The sequence below is a fragment of the Streptomyces sp. NPDC042336 genome (genome assembly GCF_055581985.1).
On the sequence record NZ_JBVJEA010000007.1, the window covers coordinates 314,662 to 336,249 of the forward strand.

Annotated in this window: 20 protein-coding genes; 6 read left to right on the forward strand and 14 right to left on the reverse strand. The window is 74.9% G+C overall.

Annotation, left to right across the window (positions count from 1 at the left end; all coding sequences use genetic code 11):
- The first annotated feature begins 96 nt into the window (after positions 1–96).
- Positions 97–1,584 carry an MFS transporter gene (locus ACZ6IM_RS18310; protein WP_469557606.1) on the forward strand — a complete coding sequence of 496 codons (1,488 nt, stop codon included), beginning with the start codon at positions 97–99 and terminating at the stop codon, positions 1,582–1,584.
- Here ACZ6IM_RS18310 and ACZ6IM_RS18315 read toward each other — a convergent pair.
- The 5 genes from ACZ6IM_RS18315 to crtI form a co-directional block, all read right to left on the reverse strand.
- Positions 1,548–2,483: an EamA family transporter gene (locus ACZ6IM_RS18315; protein WP_052840380.1), complete on the reverse strand. Its 936-nt coding sequence runs from the start codon at positions 2,481–2,483 to the stop codon at positions 1,548–1,550. The genes ACZ6IM_RS18310 and ACZ6IM_RS18315 overlap by 37 nt on opposite strands.
- Before the next feature lie 172 nt (positions 2,484–2,655).
- Positions 2,656–3,147 (reverse strand): MSMEG_6728 family protein, encoded by a 492-nt coding sequence (locus ACZ6IM_RS18320; protein WP_052840381.1) that lies wholly within the window; start codon positions 3,145–3,147, stop codon positions 2,656–2,658.
- Between the two features lie 16 nt (positions 3,148–3,163).
- Entirely contained in the window at positions 3,164–4,216 is a 1,053-nt protein-coding gene (locus ACZ6IM_RS18325) for a DUF5914 domain-containing protein (RefSeq protein WP_052840382.1), read from the reverse strand.
- The gene (locus ACZ6IM_RS18330) at positions 4,213–5,211 is read right to left on the reverse strand and encodes a phytoene/squalene synthase family protein (RefSeq protein WP_469557539.1); all 999 of its coding nucleotides are present in this window, start codon (positions 5,209–5,211) and stop codon (positions 4,213–4,215) included. The genes ACZ6IM_RS18325 and ACZ6IM_RS18330 overlap by 4 nt, the downstream gene beginning before the upstream one ends.
- Positions 5,208–6,725, reverse strand: a complete 1,518-nt coding sequence (gene crtI / locus ACZ6IM_RS18335) for a phytoene desaturase family protein (protein WP_052840384.1) — start codon at positions 6,723–6,725, stop codon at positions 5,208–5,210. The genes ACZ6IM_RS18330 and crtI overlap by 4 nt, the downstream gene beginning before the upstream one ends.
- Before the next feature lie 297 nt (positions 6,726–7,022).
- Between crtI and ACZ6IM_RS18340 the strand changes: the two genes are divergently transcribed.
- Positions 7,023–8,261, forward strand: coding sequence for a lycopene cyclase family protein (locus ACZ6IM_RS18340; RefSeq protein ID WP_469557541.1), 1,239 nt, complete (start codon positions 7,023–7,025; stop codon positions 8,259–8,261).
- Positions 8,262–8,526: 265 nt separating this feature from the next.
- The gene (locus ACZ6IM_RS18345; RefSeq protein WP_469557543.1) at positions 8,527–10,098 is read left to right on the forward strand and encodes an FAD-dependent oxidoreductase; all 1,572 of its coding nucleotides are present in this window, start codon (positions 8,527–8,529) and stop codon (positions 10,096–10,098) included.
- Positions 10,099–10,165: 67 nt separating this feature from the next.
- On the opposite strand, the gene ACZ6IM_RS18350 is transcribed toward ACZ6IM_RS18345, so the two are convergent.
- From ACZ6IM_RS18350 to ACZ6IM_RS18360, 3 genes are all read right to left on the reverse strand, one after another.
- Positions 10,166–11,044, reverse strand: coding sequence for an SDR family oxidoreductase (locus tag ACZ6IM_RS18350; protein WP_052840386.1), 879 nt, complete (start codon positions 11,042–11,044; stop codon positions 10,166–10,168).
- Between the two features lie 67 nt (positions 11,045–11,111).
- Complete coding sequence (locus ACZ6IM_RS18355) at positions 11,112–12,731, reverse strand: phytoene desaturase family protein (protein WP_052840387.1); 1,620 nt, start codon at positions 12,729–12,731, stop codon at positions 11,112–11,114.
- Entirely contained in the window at positions 12,724–13,230 is a 507-nt protein-coding gene (locus tag ACZ6IM_RS18360; RefSeq protein WP_052840388.1) for an SRPBCC family protein, read from the reverse strand. The genes ACZ6IM_RS18355 and ACZ6IM_RS18360 overlap by 8 nt, the downstream gene beginning before the upstream one ends.
- A gap of 259 nt (positions 13,231–13,489) precedes the next feature.
- Between ACZ6IM_RS18360 and ACZ6IM_RS18365 the strand changes: the two genes are divergently transcribed.
- Positions 13,490–14,683: a S1 family peptidase gene (locus tag ACZ6IM_RS18365; RefSeq protein WP_052840389.1), complete on the forward strand. Its 1,194-nt coding sequence runs from the start codon at positions 13,490–13,492 to the stop codon at positions 14,681–14,683.
- A 166-nt stretch (positions 14,684–14,849) separates the two neighbouring features.
- Here the strand turns inward: ACZ6IM_RS18365 and ACZ6IM_RS18370 are convergent, their stop codons facing one another.
- Both ACZ6IM_RS18370 and ACZ6IM_RS18375 read right to left on the reverse strand, forming a co-directional pair.
- The gene (locus tag ACZ6IM_RS18370) at positions 14,850–15,293 is read right to left on the reverse strand and encodes a hypothetical protein (protein WP_052840390.1); all 444 of its coding nucleotides are present in this window, start codon (positions 15,291–15,293) and stop codon (positions 14,850–14,852) included.
- Between the two features lie 167 nt (positions 15,294–15,460).
- Entirely contained in the window at positions 15,461–16,792 is a 1,332-nt protein-coding gene (locus ACZ6IM_RS18375) for a cation:proton antiporter (RefSeq protein WP_469557546.1), read from the reverse strand.
- Between the two features lie 890 nt (positions 16,793–17,682).
- Between ACZ6IM_RS18375 and ACZ6IM_RS18380 the strand changes: the two genes are divergently transcribed.
- Positions 17,683–18,660, forward strand: coding sequence for a terpene synthase family protein (locus tag ACZ6IM_RS18380; protein ID WP_469557548.1), 978 nt, complete (start codon positions 17,683–17,685; stop codon positions 18,658–18,660).
- A gap of 21 nt (positions 18,661–18,681) precedes the next feature.
- Here ACZ6IM_RS18380 and ACZ6IM_RS18385 read toward each other — a convergent pair whose 3' ends face one another.
- A complete protein-coding gene (locus ACZ6IM_RS18385) occupies positions 18,682–18,999 on the reverse strand; it encodes a CAP domain-containing protein (RefSeq protein WP_469557550.1) in 318 nt (105 codons plus the stop codon).
- The gene (locus ACZ6IM_RS18390) at positions 18,978–19,334 is read right to left on the reverse strand and encodes a hypothetical protein (RefSeq protein WP_469557552.1); all 357 of its coding nucleotides are present in this window, start codon (positions 19,332–19,334) and stop codon (positions 18,978–18,980) included. The genes ACZ6IM_RS18385 and ACZ6IM_RS18390 overlap by 22 nt, the downstream gene beginning before the upstream one ends.
- A 170-nt stretch (positions 19,335–19,504) precedes the next feature.
- Between ACZ6IM_RS18390 and ACZ6IM_RS18395 the strand changes: the two genes are divergently transcribed.
- On the forward strand, positions 19,505–19,753 hold the full coding sequence (locus tag ACZ6IM_RS18395; RefSeq protein ID WP_052840393.1) for a hypothetical protein: 249 nt from the start codon (positions 19,505–19,507) through the stop codon (positions 19,751–19,753).
- A 46-nt stretch (positions 19,754–19,799) separates the two neighbouring features.
- On the opposite strand, the gene ACZ6IM_RS18400 is transcribed toward ACZ6IM_RS18395, so the two are convergent.
- Together ACZ6IM_RS18400 and ACZ6IM_RS18405 are read right to left on the reverse strand one after the other, a co-directional pair.
- On the reverse strand, positions 19,800–20,564 hold the full coding sequence (locus ACZ6IM_RS18400) for an ABC transporter permease (protein WP_469557554.1): 765 nt from the start codon (positions 20,562–20,564) through the stop codon (positions 19,800–19,802).
- Positions 20,561–21,388 (reverse strand): ABC transporter ATP-binding protein, encoded by an 828-nt coding sequence (locus ACZ6IM_RS18405; protein WP_052840449.1) that lies wholly within the window; start codon positions 21,386–21,388, stop codon positions 20,561–20,563. Before ACZ6IM_RS18405 ends, ACZ6IM_RS18400 begins: the two co-directional genes overlap by 4 nt.
- Positions 21,389–21,588: the final 200 nt, after the last annotated feature.

Genomic DNA, 21,588 nt, shown 5'->3' on the forward strand with positions numbered 1-21,588 from the left:
AATTCGCTCAGGCGAATCGTGGCGGAGCGACAGAGAGGCGGCGGCGTGGTGGACGCGAAGCCCGACGGCGGGTCCGGCCCTCCGCGCGGGGCGAAGATGCCGAGTACGGTCGCGCACCTGCCGCGGCAGGTGCGCGAGGAGCCGACCCGCCGGCTCCGCCGCACCGGACGGGCCTTTCGCGAGAAGGACGTGCAGGTCGTCGAGGCACCGCTGCTCAAACGCGCGGTCGGGGCCTCGGCGCTCGGGAACTGCATGGAGTGGTTCGACTTCGGCGTCTACAGCTATCTGGCCGCCACCCTCGGGAAGGTCTTCTTCCCCGGCGCCTCCCCGGCCGCCCAGGTCATCTCCTCCTTCGCCACCTTCGCCGCGGCCTTCGTCGTACGCCCGCTCGGCGGCCTGGTCTTCGGGCCGCTCGGGGACCGTGTCGGCCGGCAGAAGGTGCTCGCCACCACCATGATCATGATGGCCCTCGGCACCTTCTCCATCGGCCTGATCCCCAGCTACGCCACCATCGGCATCGCCGCCCCGATCCTGCTGCTGCTCGCCCGAATGGTCCAGGGCTTCTCCACCGGGGGCGAGTACGGCGGGGCCACCACCTTCGTCGCCGAGTACTCACCCGACCGGCGGCGCGGCTTCCTCTCCAGCTGGCTCGACTTCGGCACCTTCGTCGGCTACGCCCTGGGCTCGGCGCTGGTCACCGTCCTGAACCTGTCGCTGACCGACGACCAGATGCTCGCCTGGGGCTGGCGGCTGCCGTTCCTGATCGCCGGCCCGCTCGGCGTCATCGGCCTGTACATGCGGCTCAAGCTGGAGGAGTCGCCCGCCTTCCAGCAGCAGCTGGACGAGCACGAGAAGGGGCTGGCCCAGGAGTCGGCGGGCAGCGAGTTCAAGACCATCGTGCGCGAGCACTGGCGCCCGCTGCTGGTCTGCATGGGCCTGGTGCTGCTCTACAACGTCACCAACTACATGGTGACCGGCTATCTGCCGACGTACCAGACGGAGACCCTGGACCGCTCCAGCGGCTTCTCGGACGTGCTGGTGCTGATCGGCATGGTCTGGATCGTGCTGCTGATCACGTTCCTCGGCCGGCTCAGCGACCACGTCGGCCGCCGGCCGCTCTACGCCACCGGGGCCGCGGCGATGATCGTCCTCGCCGTCCCTGCCTTCCTGCTGCTGAAGGCGGACGGCGTGTGGGCGCCGGTTGCCGGGGTCCTGCTGCTGTCCACCCTGCTGGCCTGCTTCGCCGCGCCGAGTGCCGCGACCCTGCCGGCGCTGTTCCCGACCGCCGTGCGGTACGCCGCCATGGCCATCGGCTTCAACTTCGCCGTCGCGGCCTTCGGCGGCACCACGCCGCTGGTCGCGGAGGCGCTGGTGAGCATCAGCGGCGACGACCTGATGCCCGCCTACTACCTGATGGTCGCGGGCGCCATCGGCCTGGTGACCGTGCGGTTCCTGCCCGAGAGCGCCCAGGTGCCGCTGCGCGGCTCGCAGCCCATGGTCGGCTCCCGGCGGGAACAGAGCGAGCTCATCACGACCTCGAAGGACCTCTACAGCTTCTCCAAGGACCGCTCGGGCGCCCTCTGAAGCCTCGCCGCGGGCCGCCGTCCGCGTGCGAACGAGAGCGCGCCCGACCCGGTGGCGACCCCGGCGAAGACCAGGACGCTGCCCACGGCCTGGGCGGCGCCGTAGGAGCCGGTACCGACGAGCGGTGCCGTGCAGGCGGCGGCGACCGGGATCAGCCCGGAGTACAGGGTGGCGCGTTCGGCCCCGATCCGCTGCATGCCCATGTACCAGCACACGAACCCGACGACGGTGACCACCACCGCCTGCCACAGCAGCGCGCCCGCCTCCGTCGCGTCCGGCGGGCGCAGCCACCCGGCCCCGTCGGCCAGGACGCCGGCCAGCGCCGACTCGGCCGCCGCGATGCCGCACACCACGGTGGACAGCAGCCGCGGACCCAGCGGCCGCAGCACGGGTACGGCCAGCACCGCGAAGCCGACCTCCCCGGCCAGCGCGCACACCGAGAAGGCGATGCCCGCGGCGTCGGTGCGCCCCCAGCCCTGGACCGTGAACGCCCCCACCGCCACGAACAACGCCCCGTACAGGACGGTCCGTTGCGGACGGCGCCTGTCCAGGAGGGGGAGGACGACGGCGACCACCACGGGCGCGCAGCCCACGAAGACACCGGGCACCGCGGGCTCCGCCGTGCGTTCCGCGGCGAGGACGGCCAGGTTGAAGCCGACCATGCCCACGGCCGCGAGCAGCGCGAGGCGCAGCCACCGGTGGGTGCCGAGCGCCCGCAACCGGGTCGCCGCACCGGGCCCGGCCAGCGGGAGGAGCAGCAGGAAGGCCAGTCCGTAGCGCAGGAACTGGCCGCCCGCGTACGGGTAGTCGCCCAGCAGGCTGTTGACGGTGAAGGACCCTCCGACGAGGACACAGGCGAGCGCGGCGAGCAGGGCCCCGCGCGTGGTGGTGGCGTTCATGACGACGACGCTAGAGAGCGCGGCGGCCCGGCACGGGGTCCACTTGGCGTGCGCTGTCGGGGACCAATCGGAGACCGGCTCGCTCCCGTGAGGGGGAGCACCCGGCTGGAGGACGGCGGCACGGTCGGCACCGACGTGTCGGCCGACCGGCGGACCTGACCGTCCTTACGTCCTAGGCGCCGGGGCTCCCCGCCTCCCCGCGCTCCCGGTCCGAATCCGGCCACACGTAGGGCAGGTCGTCCGGGACCCCGGGGAACAGCTCGGCGTACACCGCGGGCTCCTTGCGCACCAGGGCCGAGCGGTGGCTGCGGTGGAAGGCCTCGTCGCCCAGCCAGGGCGGCAGTTCCCCGGCGGCGGCCAGTTCCGGCTGGTCGCGCACCGGCTCGCCCGGACGGACCTCGGCGAGCCCCGCGACGAGTGAGGCCGCGCAGCCGTCCTGGTGCCCGCGCTCGCGCCAGACCCGGCAGACGTCCAGGCCGTAGCGGACGAGCGCCTCCTCGTAGCCCGTCCACATCCGCACCGCCGGGTGGTGGCGCCAGCCGTAGCCGGGGACGGTGAGTCCGCGCAGCACCTGGAGCGCCTCCACGCGCTGTTTGCCGAGGCGGCGCCGGTCCAGGGCCAGTGCCGAGTCCCGGAAGCCGGGGTGGGGGAGGAAGGTCTGCATTCCGGTGCCGCTCCGTTCAGCCGGGGAACCGGCCGCGGGCGCGCAGGTGCCCTCGGCGTTCGGCGTAGGCGAGGTCGTCGCGCCACAGGCGGCCCGCTGCGGCGCGCATCAGCGGGCGCAGGGCCGGGGCCAGGCGGCGGGCCAGAGGAAAGCCGGGCCGGTCCGAGGTGGCGAGCACCGCTTCGACGACCGCGGTGCGGGGCCGGCCGTTCCCGTCCGGGCCGAGCGGGGTGGCGTGGCTCTCCACGACGGACCCCGTGCCCTCGCCCTCGGTGATGCGCATGACCACGGTGCGGGGTCCGGGCGCGGTGAACTCGGCCCGTACGGGGACGACCAGGCGCCCGGTCAGCCGGAAGGACACGTCCACGACGAACCGGTCGGCGGCCCCGTCTCCGCCGCCGTCCCCCGCACCGGTCCCGCCGGAGCGCGGGCTCGCTCCGGGCGCCTCGACGACGGTGAGGTCCACGAAGGAGTACGGGTGGAACCAGGCTCCGTGCCAGGGGTCGAGCCGGTTGGCGACGACGTCCTCGGGCTCGCAGGCCCCCACCCCGCGCCACACGGACGTCAAGGCCGTCGGCAGGGGCGGCCGGGCGGGCAGGAGAGGAGCCGGGGTCGGGGGCTCCTCCCCCACAGCGTCCAGCCGTACCCACACCAGTACGCCGTCGTCGTGGACCGGCAGCGGTTCCCAGCCCGCGAACGGGGCGCCGTCCAGGGCGAGTCCGTGCCAGCGGCACACGAGCGTGCCGCATCGCACGGGGCCGTCGGCCAGCGGGGCCCCGAGGTGGGGGCAGGCGCCGGGGCCGCCCACCAGCCGCCCTCGCGCGTCCCGCCAGACGACGGTCTCGACGCCGGCGACGGTGCCGGACAGCGGGCGCGTGGGGCGCACGTCCGTGCTCGCGCCGAGGACGTACCAGTTGCCCGAGGGGCGGGCCAGGGCGCGTTCGAGGGCGCCCGCGATGACGGCGGGGCGTGCCTCGCGCCAGGTCGGCCGCTGGTGCCGCCAGGGGACCGCGGGGCGCCGCAGCCGCAGGGGGAGGCGGCCGCGGCGCGGGCGGGGGCCGGTGCTCATCCGGGCTCCTTCGCGTCGAGGACGCCGCCGCAGGGCACCGGCGCGGACGTAGGGGCGCGACGGGCACCGAGCCGGGCGTGCAGGACACGTACCAGTCCGTCGGCCGCGACCGCCGCGCGGCGCCGGCGGGACACCACCGCGCGCCGGTGCAGCACCGCGTACCCGCCCTCCGCGACGGCGTCGAGGATGTGCCGGTAGAGCACGAACGCGGTACGGATGCAGGGCCGTGCGACGGGGTCGAGCATGGCGAGGCCGGGCTCGGCCTCGCGGTAGACGGCCCGGGTGAGGTCCTCTGCGGCCCGCAGCGCGGCCGTGATGCGCGGGTCGGGGCGGCCGGTGTGCCTGCTCCAGAGCAGCAGGTCTCGGTGGACGCCGTGCGCGGCCAGCAGGTCGGCGGGGAGGTAGATCCGGCCCCGGTCCAGGTCCTCGCCGACGTCCCGCAGGAAGTTGGTCAGCTGGAAGGCGACGCCCAGTGCGGCCGCGTGCGGGGCGGCCGGGGCGCGGTCGGTCACGGTGCCGAGGACGGGCAGCATCTGGAGGCCGATGACGGCGGCCGAACCGTGCATGTAGGCGCGCAGGTCGGCGTAGGTGGCGTAGTCGGTGACCGTGAGGTCGGCGCGCATCGAGGCCATGAAGTCGGTGAAGTGCGCCGGTGGGATGGCGTACCGGTCGGCGGTGTCGGCCAGCGCGAGCACCACGGGTTCGGCGGCCGGCCGTTGGCCGGTGAGCGCCCGCCGCAGCAGTGCGTCGAGGCGGGTGAGGGCGGCGGCGCGCTCGTGGGGCGTGGTGCCGGACCGGGTGTCGTCGACGATGTCGTCCGCCCGGCGTGCGAACCCGTACAGGGCGTGCACGGCCGGTCTGCGGTCGGCGGGCAGCAGGCGGGTGGCCATGAAGTAGGTGCGTCCGTGCCGGGCGTTGAGGAGCCGGCACCGGGTGTAGGCGGCGCGCAGCTCAGGATCGGTGATGCCGGCGGCGTCGAGCTCGCGCGTCGTCATCGGTGCCCTCCCCCGGCCGCCGCGGGGCGGGCCCGCTTTCCGGTGATGCGGGCGGCGGCCAGTTTCCCGGAGACCAGTACGGTCGGTACGCCGACGCCCGGGGTGGTCCCGCAGCCCGCCAGGACGGCGTTGTCGGTGCCGCGCACCAGGTTGCGGGGGCGGAAGGGCCCGGTCTGCGCGAAGGTGTGGGCCACCGAGAACGGGGTGCCCGCGGCGTGCCCCTGTGCGGTCCAGTCGGCGGGGGTCACCAGGCACTCCTCCTCGACCGCGGCGGCGATGCCGGTCAGTCCCCGGTGTTCCAGGGTGGCGAGCAGGCGGTCGCGGTAGCGGGGCGCGAGGTCGCTCCAGGCGTGGGCGCCTGGGCCGATGTCGGTGTTGGGGCAGGGCGCGAGGACGTAGTGGAGGTGGCGGCCCTCGGGCGCGAGGGCGGGGTCGTGGGCGGTGGGGCGGGTGATCAGCAGGGACGGGTCGCTCATGAGGGTGCCGGTCCTGGTGAGTTCGTCGAAGGTGCCTCGCCACTCGGCGCCGAAGGAGAGCGTGTGGTGGGCGAGGTGCGGCCAGGTTCGGGTGGTGCCGGCGTGCAGGACGACGGCGGAGGGCGCGTGCCGCAGGGCGACGGGCCGGCGCGGGCGGCGGCCCAGCAGCCGGTGGGCCACGGGCAGGTCGGGGGTGAGGACGACGGCGTCGCAGGGGATGCGCTCGTGCTGGGTGACGACGGCGGTGACGCGGCTGCCGGACCGCTCGAGGCGGGTGACGTCGCGGCCGAGGCGCAGGTCGGCCCCGGCCGCGACGGCGGCGTCGGCCATGGCGCGGGGCAGGGCGTGCATGCCGCCGCGCGGGAAGTAGACGCCGGCGACGGTGTCCATGTAGGCGATGACGGCGTATGCGGCCAGCGCGCGGGCCGGCGCGACACCGGCGTACAGGGCCTGGAAGGAGAAGATCCGCTGGAGCCGTTCGTCCGTCAGGAACCCTCCGATGCGGCTCTCCAGGCGGCCGAAGCCGCCGAGGGCGGCGAGCCGGGCGAGGTCGGGGGTGAGCAGGCCGAGCGGCGAGTCGAAGTTGGCGTCGATGAACCGGCGCATCTGCACGGCGTACAGCCGCCCGAGCCAGTCGCGCAGCCGCCGGTACCCGGCCGCCTCCCGTGCTCCGGCGAACCGTTCGACCTCCGCCTCCATCGCGTCGGCGTCGGTGTGCACGTCCAGGGTGGTGCCGTCGGCGAAGCACGCCCGGTAGGCGGGGTGCAGGGGCAGCAGGTCGACGCGGTCGCGCAGCCGTTCGCCGACGGCCGCGAAGGCCTCGTCGGCCAGGTCCGGCATGGTCAGCACGGTCGGTCCGGTGTCGAGGTGGTAGCCGCCGAGTTCACGTCGGCCGGCCCGGCCGCCGGGCAGTGGTTCGCGTTCCACGACGGTCACCCGCCGCCCCGCGCCCAGCAGGTGCAAGGTGGCGGACAGCCCGGCGAGTCCGGCCCCGACGACCACGACGTGGTCGGTGCGGCCGGGCACCGTCCGCGTCATCGCGCGCTCCGGCCGGCGGGCGGTCCACCCGCCCGGTGAGTGCCGTCGTGGACCGTGCTGGGGCACATCGCGGGGTCCTCTCGTGGGGTCGGCGTCATGCCTTCCCCGCTCGCCTCGGGTGCGACGCCGCGGGGGCCGGTTCCCGTCCGGCAGTCACCCGCCCGGCGCAACCTCGGCCCCCGGCGGAGCTCCGCGCCCGCGGCGTCCAGCGCGCCGGGCGACCGCGGACGGCACCGGAGCGGAATACTCCGCCGAACGGGACCGAGCCGGCGGGCGGACCGAAGGGAAGGAGGCAGTGTGTTCGACGCGGATGTGCGGGAGGCGGGCGCGCTCGACGCGGACATCGTGGTCGTCGGCGCCGGGGCCGCGGGGCTCTCCCTGGTGCACCGGCTGCCGTCCGGGGCACCGCACGGTGCGGTGCCCTCTGTGGTCCTGATCGATCCGCCGCCCGGCCCGCTGCGCCCTCCTCGGCGCACCTGGTGCTACTGGGAGACCGGGGCCGGACGCTTCGACCGGGCGACGACGGCGTCGTGGGAGTGGCTGCGGGTGCGCGGCCGGGGCGGGGCGGTCGTCCGGCGGCACATCGCGCCCGCCCGCTACAAGATGATCCGCTCGGACGACTTCGAGGCGCTGATGGAGCGGGACCTGAAGGACCGGCCGGGGCTGCGGCGCCTGTCGGCCACCGTCGGCACGGTGACCGGCCTGCCGGACGGCACCGCGGGGGTGGCGGCCACGGACGCCACCGGCGCCCGGGTCCGCCTGAGCGCCCGCTGGGTCTTCGACTCACGCCCGCCGGAGCGACTGCCGGCCGCCCGTACCCGCCTGCTCCAGCACTTCCGCGGCTGGTTCGTCCGCACCGAGCGGCCGGTCTTCGAGCCGGAGGTGGTCGACCTGATGGACTTCCGCACGGCGCAGCCGGCGCGGGGTCTGTCCTTCGGCTACGTGCTGCCGACCGGACGGCACACCGCGCTGGTCGAGTACACCGGGTTCGGCCCGGCGCCCCTGACATCCGACGCGTACGACGACGCGCTGGAGGACTACACGCGCCGCGTCCTCGGCACCGGCGCCGTGGAGGTCCTGTCGACCGAGCAGGGGGTGATCCCGATGACCGACGCCGACTTCGGGCGGCGGGCCGAGGACGGCGACGGCGACCGCGTCTTCCGGATCGGCGTCGCGGGCGGGGCGACCCGGGCGTCCACCGGCTACACGTTCACCGCCGTGCAGCGGCAGTCCGAGGCCGTGGCCCGTGCGGTGCGCGCGGGCCGCCGGCCGGTGCCGCCGCCCCCGTATCCGGCGCGGGCCCGGCTGATGGACGCGGTGCTGCTGCGTGCGTTGGACACCGGCCGGGTCGACGGCCCCGACCTCTTCTTCCGGCTGTTCGACCGCGTACCCGCCGCACGGCTGCTGCGCTTCCTGGACGGCCGGTCGGGCCCGTGCGAGGACCTCGCGGTCGGCGTGCGCGTCCCCGTCCTGCCGATGCTGCGCACGGCGGCCGAACTGCCGTGGCTGCGGCGCCGCCGCCTCCCCCTCCGCTGAGTGCCGAACCCCGGGAGTCACCGATGCCCTTCCGCCACGACACGGCACCGATCGCCGCCTTCGGCCACGGAGCGGCCCGCCGCGGCCGCCCCGCCGTCCCCGCCCCGGACTACCACCGTCCCGTGAACCGCCCCGGCACAGGCGGGTCGACGGCGCCCCGGGGCGGGACCACGCACACCGGCGGTACGCGGACCACCGCGTCCCGGTGCGGGGGGCTGCGGGGCGGCGGCCCGCAAGGCAACCGGGTCCCCGCCGGTGATGCGCGATGATCCGGCGCGGTGGGACCGGGCAGGGGGGCGAGGAGCGGCCGCCCGGGAGGGACCGGCGGGCGCGGGTGCTGCGCCCGGCGGCGGGCCAGGAGCGGGTCGCGGGCGATCCGCCGTCGGTGGCGGTGGTCGGCGGCGGCATCGCGGGCCTCGCGGCGGCGACCGCCCTCGCGGAACGCGGGGTGCGCGTCGTCCTGCACGAACGCGAGCCCGTGCTCGGCGGCCGGGTCGGGGGCCGGACGGTCGCCCTGCCGGACGGCACACCGGCCACGATGAGCCGGGGCTTCCACGCCTTCTTCCGCCAGTACTACAACCTGCGGAGCCTGTTGCGCCGTTGCGATCCGGACCTCGGCATGCTGACCGGCCTGCCGGACTACCCGCTGCGCCACAGCAGCGGACTGTGCGACAGCTTCCGCCGCATTCCGCGCACGCCCCCGTTCAGCGCCCTGGCCTTCGTCGCCCTGAGCCCCAGCTTCGGGCTGCGCGACCTGACGGCCCTGCGGCCCTCGGCCGCGCTGCCGCTGCTCGACGTCCGTACCCGCCGCGTCCACGAGCGCCTGGACGACGTCAGCGCCCACGAGTTCCTCGACGCGCTGCGCTTTCCCGCGGCCGCGCGGCACCTGGCCTTCGAGGTGTTCTCCCGCAGCTTCTTCGCGGACCCGCGCGAGCTGTCGGCCGCCGAGATGGCGCTGATGTTCCACGTCTACTTCCTCGGCTCCAGCGAGGGACTGCTGTTCGACGTGCCCCGGGAGCCGTTTCCGCGGGCACTGTGGGACCCCCTCGCGGGACACCTGGCACGGCACGGCGTCCGGGTCCGGACGAGCACGGCCGTGGAGTCCGTCCGGCCGGGTCCGTCCGGCGGCCATCTGGTCGTCGACGCCGCCGGGGCGCGGCCGTACGACGCCGTGGTGCTCGCCCTGGACGTCGGCGGGCTGCGGGGGGTGGTGCGCAGGTCGCCGCACCTGGGTGACGCGGCCTGGCGGGCACGGGTGGCACGGCTGCGGAACGCTCCGCCGTTCCTGGTCTCCCGGCTGTGGCTGGACCGCCCGGTAGCCCCGGGCCGGCCGGGCTTCCTCGGCACGAGCGGGTACGGAGGGCTGGACAACATCAGCGTGCTGTCCCACTGGGAGGGCGAGGCGGCCCGCTGGGCTGCGCGCACCGGCGGCTGTGTCGTCGAACTCCACGCGTACGCCGTGCCGTCGGGGACCGTCAGGGAGGTCCAGGAGAAACACCTCGTCGACCAGTTGCACCGGGTGTACCCGGAGACCCGCCGGGCCCGGGTCGTCGCGGCTCGGCACGAGTGGCGGGCGGACTGCCCGCTGTTCGCCGTCGGCGGCTACCGCGACCGCCCCACGGTCCGCACCCCGGACCCGGCCGTCGTCGTCGCCGGTGACCTGGTCCGTACGGATCTGCCCGTGGCGCTGATGGAGCGCGCCGCCACCTCCGGGTTCCTCGCCGCCAACGCCCTGCTGGAGCGGTGGGGGGTGCGCGGCGAGACGCTGTGGACGGTGCCCGACCGGGGCCGCTCCGCACCCCTGCGTGCACTGGCGCGACGGTTCGGGGCACGCTGACCGGGCGCCGACCGCCGCCCGGCCGACGTGACCCGCGTGGCCCGTACGGCGTTGCGGCGCAGGCCCGTCACGCGCCCGTGTCCGCCGCTCGGTCGGCCCGGCCGCCCGCGCCCAGCGGGCCGGTCTGCCCGAGGGCGCCCTCGGCCTCCAGCCGGGGCAGCTCGCGTCGGGACAGCCGCATCACCGCGGGCGGCAGGGACGCACGCCCCAGCTGCGCCAGGCGCAGCCAGCCCGGCACGTACACGGCGGTACGGCGGCGCTCCACGGCGCGGACCAGCCGGGCGGCGACGTCGTCCGCCGGGAAGGTGCGACGGGCCGGGGGCGGCATGTGGGCGCGCAGTTCCCGCAGGACCGGGTAGCGGTCGGCGTCGCGGATCATGTCGGTGTCGATCCAGTTGAGGTAGGCGATGCCCACGGCGACGCCGCGGTGGGCCACCTCGGCGCGCAGCGAGTGGGCGAAGGCCTCGACGCCCGCCTTGGCGGCGCAGTAGCCGCTCATCAGGGGGGCGGCGCCGAGCGAGGCCAGCGAGGCGATCTGGAGGTGGTACCCGGCGGTCTCGAGCAGGTCCGGCAGGAAGGCGCGGGCCGTGTGGGCGCTGCCGGTCAGGTTCACGTCGACGACCCGGCGCCACTCGGCGGGGTCCGAGGTGGCGAACGGTCCGCCGTGCGCGACCCCGGCGTTCGCCACCACGACCGACGGCCGCCCCAGCCGCCGGCGCGTCTCAACGGCCGCGTCGGCCAGCGCGGCGGGGTCGGTGACGTCGGTCTCGACGGCGAGCGCCGGGGTCGGCAGGTCCGCGGCCAGGGCGTCCAGTCGCGGCTTCTCCAGGCCGAGCAGCGCGAGCCGGGCGCCTCGCTGTGCGCAGGCGCGGGCCAGGGCGGCGCCGAGTCCGCGCGCGGCGCCGGTCACCACGACGGTGCGGTTCTGCAGTGGGCTGTCGGTCACGTGGCGGCCCTTTCCTCGGGCTCCTGCATCCTGCGGGTTCCTGGATCCTGGAGGACTTCGCGGGCGTTCACCGCCGGTCTCCCGCCCGGTCCCGCCGGGTCAGGGCACGCTGCACCCGGGCGAGGCCCGCGAACCGGTGCTGGCGCAGTGCGGCGCGCGCGGCGTTGGCACCGGGAGCGCCGTGCACCCCGCCGCCCGGGTGGGCGCCCGCGGAGGCGAGGAAGAGTCCGGTCACCGGGGTCTCCGGCCGCCCGGTGCCGGGCACGGGCCGGAAGACGAGCTGCTGGTGCATGGCGGTGGTGCCGCCGTTGATGGCGCCGCCCTCCAGATTGGCGTCCATGGCCTGGAGCGTCGGCGGGGCGAGCACGCGGCGGGCCCTGACGAGTGCGCGGAAGCCGGGCGCGAAGCGTTCCACCTGGCGTTCGACCCGATCGGCCATCAGTTCCTGGTCCCTGGCGTCCCAGCGGCCGGTGATGCCCTCGTCCCCCGCGTCGGCGCGGACGTCGTGGGGGACGTGGGTGTAGGCCCAGGCGGACTCGGTGCCGCGCGGTGAGCGGGTCGGGTCCGTGGTCGTCATCTGGCCGAACAGCGAGAAGGGGCGGTCGGGGACCTGCCGCATGGCGATCTGCGCGGCGAACCGGGTCAGTTCGTCGAGGCCGTCGGACAGGTGCACGGTGCCGGCCCGCGCCGCCTGCTCGCACCGCCAGGGCACGGGTCCGTCCAGCGCCCAGTCCACCTTGAAGGTGGCGAAGTCCCACTGGAAGCGCCGCAGGTCGGTGAGGACCTGGTCCGGCAGGTCCGCCGGGGCGACGAGGGCGCCGTAGAGGGCGGGGACGGAGACGTCGGCGAGGACGGCGCGGCGGGCGGTGACCCTCTCCCCGTCGGCGGTGCGCACGCCGACGGCGCGCCGGTCGCGGACCATGACCCGTTCGACGCGCTGCCCGCAGTGCAGGGTGCCGCCCCGGGCGCGCAGCCGGTGGACCAGGGCCTCGGTGAGGGCGCCGGAACCGCCGACCGGCACGGGGAAGCCGTAAGTCTGCCCGAGCATCGACATCAGCCAGCCGAAGCCGCCGCTGCCGGCCGCCTCGGGGGCGAGGTCGGCGTGCAGGGCGTTGCCGGCCAGGAGCAGTCTGCCGCCCTCGCCCCGGAACTCCTCCTCCCCCATCCGGCGCACCGGCAGGACCAGGGTGCGGGCGAGCCTGAGCCCGCCCGCACCGCGCAGCCGCAGAGCCAGCCGGGCACCGGCGCGCACCGGCGGGAAGGGGGTGAACAGGGCGTCCAGGATGTCGGCCCGGTAGCGGTCCCACACCTCGTGCAGCCGCTCCCAGGCGGCGCCGTCCCCCGGGGCGAAGGCGTCCAGCGAGGCGGCGGTGGTCGCCAGGTCCCGGTCGAGGACGGCGCAGTTCCCGTCGGTCAGGGGATGGGCCAGTACGTGCGGCGCGTGCGCCCAGCGCAGCCCGTGGTCCTGCAGCCGCAGTCCGGCGAGTACCGGGGAGGCGGCGGCGAGCGGGTAGAAGGAGCTGAACAGGTCGTTGACGAAGCCGGGGGCGACCTCGTCGTCGTGCCGCACCGCGCCGCCCGGTCCGGGCTGCTCCTCCAGGACCGTCACGCTCCAGCCGGCGTCGGCCAACAGGTTCGCCGCCACCAGGCCGTTGGGTCCGGCCCCGATCACGACGGCGTCAGGCACGGCCGGTTCCCGGCCGGTACTCGACGGACCCCACCGCGTCGGGCGGGTCGGGACGGCACCGGTCACCGGCCTCGGACGCGCACAGTTTCGCGAGCCTGGCGAGCATGGCCCGGTGCCGCACCTGGATCAGCGCCTCGACGCCGACGTTGTGCAGCAGCCCGCCCGGCCCGCGCAGGGGGTGTTCGTCCACGATCACCAGGCACTGCTCGCCCCAGGGCCGCAGTTCGACGGCGATCCGGGCCGTGCCGAGGCTGCCCGCCTTCGCCTCCAGTTCCAGCTCGGAGCCCGGTACGCAGCGTCTGACCACCGACTCGTTGTTCAGCCGCAGCGGCCCGAGCCGCACCTCGTACGCGATCGTCGCACCGACCTGCGGCCACTGTCCGTCCCTGGGGGTGACCTTTGAGGGTCCCACCACCCACTCCACGTACAGGTCGCCGTCCGCGAGGACGTCCCAGACCGCCTCCGGGGTCGCCTGGATGAGCCTGTGCCGAACCGCCACGCGTGCCTCCCACGTCAGGTGCCGTCATGCGGCCGTCATTGCTAGGACGCAGCCTGAGTGCCCCGGACGCGACCGGCCAACCAAAGGGGGCGGTCACCGGGCGCTCGGGCCGGTGGCAGGAAAGGCCGTGCATTGGCATGGACCTGATGACAGAGAGCTGGCTAAGCTCGAAGCGACCCGATGAGAGCGCTCTCAAACCGCGGTTGTTCCATGCCATCTGTTCCACCCCCACCTTGCTGGAACGACGAAGGGCAACTCCGTGAGACGCAGCAGACTCAGGCACCTCGGCCTGGCCGGACTCCTCGTGCTCGGCAGCCTCACCGCGGTCGGCACCCTGCCGGCCTCGGCGGCCGAAGCCCCCGCCCACTCCCCTTCCTCCTCCCCCTCCGCCCCCTCCTCGTCCGATGAGCCGGCCTCCGCCGGTCTGCTGGACGCCATGCAGCGGGACTTCGGCCTCACCCGGGCCGAGGCCGAGCACCGGCTCGCGGCCGAACGCGCGGCCACCGGCATCGAACCCGCGGCACGCCGGGCGGCCGGAAAGGCCTTCGGCGGCTCGTGGTTCGACGCCGGGGCCGGACGACTGACCGTGGCCGTCACCTCGGACGCGGCACCCTCCACCCTGCGGGCGGTCCGCGCAACCGGTGCTCAGGTCCGCACCGTGGAGCACAGCGCACAGCGGCTGGACGCGGCCAAGGCACGCGTCGACCGCCTGGACGCACCGGCCGGAGTGAGCGGCTGGCACGTCGACCAGATGGCCAACCGGCTGGTCGTGGACGTGGTCGACGGCGAGCGCGCTGACAACGATGTCCGGCGCTTCGTGGAGCAGGCACGCGAGGCCGGACCCGTCACGGTGCGGACGGTGGCGTCCGCGCCGCGGACCTTCGCGGCGGGCACGGTCGGCGGTGACCCGTACTACACCGGCAACGTCCGCTGCTCCATCGGCTTCTCGGTGCACGGCGGGTTCGTCACCGCCGGGCACTGCGGCCGGGCCGGCGCGGGGGTCAGCGGCTGGGACCGCTCGTACATCGGCACGTTCCAGGGCTCGTCCTTCCCCGACAACGACTACGCGTGGGTCAGCGTGGGCAGCGGCTGGTGGACGGTGCCGGTCGTGCTGGGCTGGGGCACGGTCTCCGACCAGCTCGTACGCGGCTCGAACGTGGCACCCGCCGGGGCCTCGGTCTGCCGCTCCGGGTCCACCACGCACTGGCACTGCGGCACCGTGCTCGCCCACAACGAGACGGTCAACTACAGCGACGGCTCGGTGGTGCACCAACTGACCAAGACCAGTGTGTGCGCCGAGGGCGGGGACTCCGGCGGCTCCTTCATCAGCGGTGACCAGGCGCAGGGCGTCACCTCGGGCGGCTGGGGCAACTGCTCCAGCGGCGGGGAGACCTGGTTCCAGCCGGTCAACGAGATCCTGAACCGCTACGGCCTGACCCTGCACACGGCCTGACCCCACGGCGGCGGGGAGGGCCGGTCCGGTCCGTGGTCCGGCCCTCCCCGCCGCCGGCGGCCGAGGCCGGGTCACCGCCTGGTGCCGCCGGGCGGGCCGACGCCAGGGGCCGGGTGGGTCACCTCCACGTGCCGCCCGGCGGAGTCGCTTCCACCCGCCGGGCGGCTCAGACCTCGCCGGGGCCGGTCCCGGGCTCCGGCGCGTCCAGGCCCCTCGCCGTGGTCAGCCGACGGTAGGCGGCGCGCGCGTGGACCAGACGGGCCAGGGCCGTGCCGACGAGGGCGGCGCCGAGCAGACAGGCCAGCCAGACCGCGTCCCGCCGGCCGGCCCACGTGAGCGTGCCGGCCGGCGGTATGGCGAAGCCGTTGAGGGACAGCCAGCACAGCACGGCCGTCCCGGGTGCGGCCGCGAAGGGGGCGCAGAGCCCGAGCAGGGCCGCCAGCAGGGAGAGCGCGACCAGGGCGAGTCCCGGACGTCCCACGCCCACGGTGCCGTTGAGCAGTGCGACCAGGCCGAGGGCGCCGCCGAACGCCCCCGCCCACACCAGCGGAGCCGAGACCGGCCGGGGAACGGGTCTGGCACCGCTGCCCAGAGGCACCCACTCGATCATGCTGACGGCTCCTTCCGGTCCCGGACGCGTCCGACCACCGTGTCGGGCTACGACCCTGTGGGCAGATTGTCCCACCGGGCACCTCGGTGCCGTGCCGCCCGGGGCGACGTCCGGCCACCCACGGGCACCGTTCCGCGGCGCTCTCGCCCCGGCCGTACCGTCCCCGGCTAGCGCTCTGCCTCGGCGTGCTCCGAGGAGGACGCCGACCCGCCCGAGTGGGCGGCCCTGGCCGTCACCGGCGCCGCGGCGGACTTAGGCCCCCGGTCCGCCTCCGCCCCCTCGCCGGCCCCGCCACCCGCCGCCGCGACCGGTGCCCTGTCTCCGGGCAGCAGCCGGGCGGCGGCTCGCAGCCCGCGGGCGAGTACATGGGCGCGGCCCGCGACCACGGGGCCGAGGACGGCGAGGACGAGCACGTATCCGGCGATGAAGGGAGCGAGCCGGGCGTCGAGTCCTGCACCGGCGGCCATGGCGGCCAGGATCAGCGCGAACTCCCCCCGGGCGACGAGGGTGGTGGCGATCTCCGCGGCCGGTTCGGAGCCGTAGCGGTAGACCCGGGCGACGCACAGCCCGGCGACGACGTTCATGACGACGGTCAGGGCGGCCGCCGCGGCGACCGGACCGGCGACGGAGGCGAGGTCGCCGGGGTCGATGGCGAGCCCGAAGGCGAAGAAGAAGATGGCCGCGAAGGCGTCGCGCAGCGGGTGCACCAGCTCACGGATCCGCGGCCCAGAGGGGGTGCCGGCGAGGATCAGACCGACCATGAAGGCGCCGATGGCGTCGGCGACACCCAGGACTTCGGAGACGCCGGCCACGAGCACCGCGGCACCGAGAAAGCTGATGACCAGCAGTTCGTTGTCCCGCGTGTCGATCAGACGGCCCACCAGCCGGGTGCCGTAGCGGGCGGCGGCGGCCAGTACGAGCAGGAAGCCGAAGGCCTTGCCGGCCTGGAGTGCCGTGTCGGCGACGCCGTGCGCGCCCGAGACGACCGGCTGCAGGGCGGCCAGGTACAGCGCGAGGAAGATGTCCTCCACCACGATGACGCCGAGGATCAGCCGGGTCTCCGGGCGGCCGATCCGGCCCAGGTCGATGAGGATCTTGGTGACGATCGCGGAGGAGGAGATGCCGAGCACACCCGCCAGCACCAGTGCCTCGCGCACACCCCAGCCGAGGACGAAGCCGAAGCCGAGTCCGGCGCCGACGTTCAGGAGCAGGTAGACGCCCCCGGCGGTGAGCAGCCGTTTGCCACCGCTCTTGAGGTCGTCGAGGTGGAACTCCAGACCGAGGTAGAAGAGCAGCAGCACGAGTCCGAGCGCGGAGAGCATCTCGAAGTCGTGCGCGTCCTCGACCAGGACGAAGCCCGGTGTGTGGGGGCCGAGCAGGATGCCGGCGAGCATGAACAGGGGGATCGTCGGAAGTCCGATCCGCCCGCCGAGGCGGGCGAGGAACGCGGCGGCGACGAAGGCACCGCCCATGGCGAGCAGGGTGTCAGCGTGTCCCACGGGTCACCGCCTTCGACCGCGCGGAGGTTCGGGAGGGCTTCACTTGACGGGGATGGATGCGGGTTCTCCTTCTTCGGGGATGCGTCGTCGGACGGACGGACGGACGGGCGGACGGAGGGGCGGACGGGCGGGCGGGCGGACGGCCCGGCGGACAAGCAGACGGGCGGACGGGCAGACGGGCAGGCACACGGTCGAATGCGCCGCCCCAGGGGCGCCGATGCCCCTGACACCGCCCCCGGCACGCGGGTGCGCACGGCACACCCGGAGGGGACGGACCGTGCGGCGACGCCGGTGAACGGGCGGGACGGATCCGCCCGCGCCTCTGCCCCTCACCCCGGAAAGCCCCCGGGCGCGGCGTCGGTCCACGGTCACACGCCGGGCCCCCGCACGGCCATCGGGGACGACACCCAAATGATGCGGCGGCCGACACCCATCGTCCCGGCGTGCGGAGCCGCCCCGGCGGTCCGAGGAGGACGCGCCGCGGCCGACTCGGGGATCCCGGCCGCGGCGCGTCCCGCCGCTCCGGCGGGAGGACGGCGCGCCGGAGCATGACCGGCGACTTCCCCGGCTCCCCACCCTGACACTGCACCAACCGAGTGATCGTCAGGAACCGTCCGCGCGCTCCCGGGTGTGCCTGGCCAGCGGCCCGGAGTCAACCGCGGCTCCCAAGCCCCCCTTTCGACTGACACCCTCCACGGGCTGGCCCGGTCTGCCGACTTTCGATGAGGCCGTTACCCATGATCGTGTGCGAATCCCCTCCCCCAACCGGAAGGTGCGTGTTTTTCATGGGATCCCCCGCGTCCCGCGTGTCCGGAGTGGAATTGCCGCCCGTCTTCTGCCCTTTCGAATCCGCCATTCATCCCCGGGTCCGACAGGTCGAGAAACGGGCCGTGGAATGGATCCGCGACTGCGGCATGTGCGCGTCGGAACGGGAACGGGCCTGGGTGGTGGCCACGCACAGCACCGACTTCTTCGCCCGATTCGCCCCGGTCGCCGACGACGACCGCCTGCTGGCGGCGGCCCTGTGGGTGTACTGGGGCTTCGCCTTCGACGACGCGCGCTGCGACAGCGGGCCGCTCAGCAGCCGGCCCGCGCAGTTCAACGCGCTGGCCGGGCAGGTGCAACGGGCCTGCGAGGCGGACTCGGCCCGGGGCGCGGACCGGTTCCTCGGCGCCCTCCAGGACATCGTGCGCCGCTTCCGCGGCTTCGCCCCGCCCACGCAGGTGAGCCGGTTCACCCACGCGCACCGCGCCTGGCTGTCCGGCGTGGCCTGGCAGATCGGCAACCAGGCGGCCGGTCGCATGCCCGGTCTGGACGACTTCCTGACGATGCGGCTGCTGTCGTCGGGCGGGGAACCCACCTTCGCCCTGCTGGAACTGGCGACAGGCGCGCAGGTACCGGACCGCGAGCTGCACCGCCCGGCCGTCCGCGCGCTGACCGAGATGGCCATCCTCGTGGCCGCCCTGGACAACGACCGGCACTCGCTGCGCAAGGAGTTGGCGGGCGGCCACGCCGACCAGAACGTCTACACGGTGCTGATGCAGGAGCTGTCCTGCCCGCTCCAGGACGCGGTCCGGGCCGCCACCGCTGTGCGCGACCGGGTCCTGCTGCGGTTCGTCGAACTCCACGACCGGGTCCGGCCCACCGCCGGCGCCGACCTGGGCACCTACCTCCAGGGGCTCAGGCACGGCATCCGCGGCAACAACGAGTGGGGACTGCGGGTGCCCCGCTATCTCAGCGGCGGCTACTGGCCGGACGAGATGGATGACACGTCGCTGACCTGGGCCGACGAGCCGTCGGACACGCGTCCCGGCCCGGTGGAGGGCGCACCGGCCATCGCCTGGTGGTGGGACCCGGACCTCGCCTGACGTCCGGGGACCACGGGCGCGTCAGCGCCCCGAGGCGAGGTCGAGGGTCCACCAGGGACCGCCGGAGCCCTTCACCCTGCCCACGCCCGCATGGGTGTAACGGCAGGTCAGGAGGATGTGGCGGTGCGGGGCGCTGCGCATCCACACCGCCACGGCCGCCTCCGCGCCGTCCGATCCGGCGGTCAGGTTCTCGCCCGCCGAAGCGACGCGGTATCCGGCCTGACGCATCCGGTCGGCGGGGCTGCTGCCGTCGGCCCCGGTGTGGGTCAGCCGCCCGGAGCGGGCCATGGCGGCGCTGTGTCCGCGGGCGGCCCGGGTCAGCGCCCTGTGCTGCCGCACCGGCGAGCAACCGGCCTTCCTCCGCTCCCGTTGACGGCGGCGACCATACGGCTGTCCGCCGTGCCGGGGCGGGTCTTGTGCGGCCGGCCCCCTCCCGCGTCGCGGGCACCGGGAGCGGCCGGGCCGGGCGCGGGCTGCCACCGGCCCGGCTCGGGGACCGGCCACAGGGGTGCCCGGTAGGGGGCGGGCGGTCTCGGCTCGGGGGGCGGGCCGGCCCAGGCGGGCACCGCGGCCGTGCACAGGGCCATGAGGACGGTGAGGACCGTGAGGGTGCCGAGGACCGCGCGAGGGGCCGGCGCGGGGTGCCGCGTCCCGGTCATATTGAAATTCGCCATTCCATTTCCGACTTCTGATTCAGTGACGTTCATCGCGTTTTCTTCTGGTGTATCCACCGCCCCGTTCGAGGGAACTCGGCCTTTCATTCACGGCATTGGGTAACTGGCCTCGCTAGGCTTTCAGTCGTTCCCCCCTCCCTTTTTTTCGGAATTCCATCAGGAGGTTTCTCATGTCGTTCTCGCTGCGCCGCGCCGCGGTGGTCTCCCTGGCCGCGCTGGCCCTGACGGCGGGCGGTGCCGTGTCCGCGGCCGCTGCCGCCCCGCTGCCCGCTCCCGCCGTCGCCTCGATGGGCCCGGGCGGCGAGGGCGGCGGCGACGGGTTCGGCGGCCGCCACGAGCCCCCGATGCACTTCGGCCCGTTCGAGATCCCGAAGTTCGGCAGTGTCTCCGGAGGCTTCTCCTGGGGTCTGGCGCGCTAGCCGACCGGGCAGCCGGTACGCGGATGAGGGCCGTCGTGGACGGCCCTCATCCGCGTTTCAGCGTGGCCGCGCTGGCGACGAGCACCAGGACCACGCACAGGAGGATCAGCAGCGCGTCCCTGACGAACAGCCCCGTGACGCCGCTGTGCGTGGCCGCCTCACCCGCCGCCTGCACGGCGTAGGTCATGGGCATCACCCGGGCCACGGCGGCGAGCGCGCCGTGCATCTCGTCGCGGGGCACGAACAGCCCGCACACCAGGAACTGGGGCAGGACTCCGGCGGGCAGGAACTGCACCGCCTGGAACTCGTTGCGGGCGAAGGCGCTCACCAGCAGGCCGAGGGCCAGCCCCAGCAGGGCCCCCAGCATGGCGATGACCATCAGAAGATAGGCGGGGCCCTTGATGTCCAGGCCCAGCGGCCCCACCGAGAGCAGCGTGGACAGCACCGCCTGGAGCAGGGCGAGGAACGCGAAGGCGAGGCTGTAGCCGAGGACGATGTCGAGTCGCCGTACCGGCATGGTCAGCAGCCGTTCCGCGGTTCCCGAGGTGCGCTCCCTGAGGGTGGACACGGAGGCCACGAGGTACATCACGATGACCGGGAAGATGCCGAAGACCTGGGGCCCGACCCGCTCGAAGGTGTCCTCGGCGTCGTGGAACATCAGCTTGAGCAGCACCATGAGCATGCAGGGGATGCCCAGCAGCAGCGCGGTGCTCCCCCGGTCGCGGGAGATCTGCTGGAGTACGCGTACCGCGGTGGCGGCGGTGATGCCGGGCGAGAACGGCAGGCGGTCGGTCAGGTGGGTGACAGTCATGTGAGGGTTTCCGCAGCGAAGAAGGCGCGTTCGGCTTCGGGGGCGCCGGCCTGGTCGAGGAGATGGGGCGACAGGCCGTCGACGGGGTGGCGCCGGCGGGCCCGTGCCTCGGCGGCCGCCGCGGCCGTGACGAGGTGCAGGAACGCCTCCTCCACCTCGTCGCAGCCGGTGTGTTCCAGCAGGCTGCCGCGGTCGGCGCTGGCCAGCAGCCGGCCGGAGCGCATCAGCAGCAGCCGGTCGCAGCGGTCGGCCTCGTCCATGACGTGGCTGGAGACCAGCAGGGTGGTGCCCTCGTCGGCCAGCCGCCGGAAGACCAGCCACAGTTCGCGCCGCACCATCGGGTCGAGCCCGACCGTCGGTTCGTCCATCACCAGCAGGTCGGGCCGGTTGAGCAGGGCGACGGCCAGGGAGACCCGCGAGTACTGGCCACCCGACAGACGGGCGACCGGCTGGTCCGCGTAGGCCACGAGGTCCACCTCCTTCACGACGCGGACCACGGCGTCCTCCCGGTGCCAGCCCCGCAGGCCGAGGGCGGCGGCGAAGTACCGCAGGTTCTCCAGGACCGTCAGGTCCGCGTACACGGAGGGCGCCTGGGTGACGTAGCCGACGCGGGTGCGCAGCGGCCAGGCCCCCGCCGTGTGGCCGAGGACCTGGACGTGGCCGACGCTCGGCTGCTGGACGCCGACCACGCAGCGCAGCAAGGTGGTCTTGCCGCAGCCGCTCGGGCCCAGCAGCCCGACGACCCGGCCGCGGGGGATGGTGAAACTGATGTCGCGCAGCACCGGGCGGGTGCCCCGGGCCACCTGCAGCCCGTAGGCGGCCACGGCCGGGAGGTCGCCCTCGGGCGCTGCGCTGTGCTCGGTGTGCTGCACGGCTCCACTCTGTTTCGTCGGATCGGGTCCGCGGCGGGCGGCCACGGTGCGGCCGGGGTGCGGGAACGGAGCGGTCATCGCCAGGACAACGGTCCGCCCGGCCCCGGGTCACGCGTGGGTGGCCCACTCGCCGCTGCCGGGCGCGGGCGGGC

Coding starts and splice junctions, on each gene's coding strand:
- ACZ6IM_RS18315 (WP_052840380.1), bottom strand. CDS start 2,483: ATGAACGCCACCACCACGCGCGGGGCCCTGCTCGCCGCGCTCGCCTGT.
- ACZ6IM_RS18395 (WP_052840393.1), top strand. CDS start 19,505: ATGTCGTTCTCGCTGCGCCGCGCCGCGGTGGTCTCCCTGGCCGCGCTG.
- ACZ6IM_RS18370 (WP_052840390.1), bottom strand. CDS start 15,293: ATGATCGAGTGGGTGCCTCTGGGCAGCGGTGCCAGACCCGTTCCCCGG.
- ACZ6IM_RS18390 (WP_469557552.1), bottom strand. CDS start 19,334: ATGGCGAATTTCAATATGACCGGGACGCGGCACCCCGCGCCGGCCCCT.
- ACZ6IM_RS18330 (WP_469557539.1), bottom strand. CDS start 5,211: ATGACGACGCGCGAGCTCGACGCCGCCGGCATCACCGATCCTGAGCTG.
- ACZ6IM_RS18345 (WP_469557543.1), top strand. CDS start 8,527: ATGATCCGGCGCGGTGGGACCGGGCAGGGGGGCGAGGAGCGGCCGCCC.
- crtI (WP_052840384.1), bottom strand. CDS start 6,725: ATGACGCGGACGGTGCCCGGCCGCACCGACCACGTCGTGGTCGTCGGG.
- ACZ6IM_RS18400 (WP_469557554.1), bottom strand. CDS start 20,564: ATGACTGTCACCCACCTGACCGACCGCCTGCCGTTCTCGCCCGGCATC.
- ACZ6IM_RS18325 (WP_052840382.1), bottom strand. CDS start 4,216: ATGAGCACCGGCCCCCGCCCGCGCCGCGGCCGCCTCCCCCTGCGGCTG.
- ACZ6IM_RS18310 (WP_469557606.1), top strand. CDS start 97: ATGCCGAGTACGGTCGCGCACCTGCCGCGGCAGGTGCGCGAGGAGCCG.
- ACZ6IM_RS18320 (WP_052840381.1), bottom strand. CDS start 3,147: ATGCAGACCTTCCTCCCCCACCCCGGCTTCCGGGACTCGGCACTGGCC.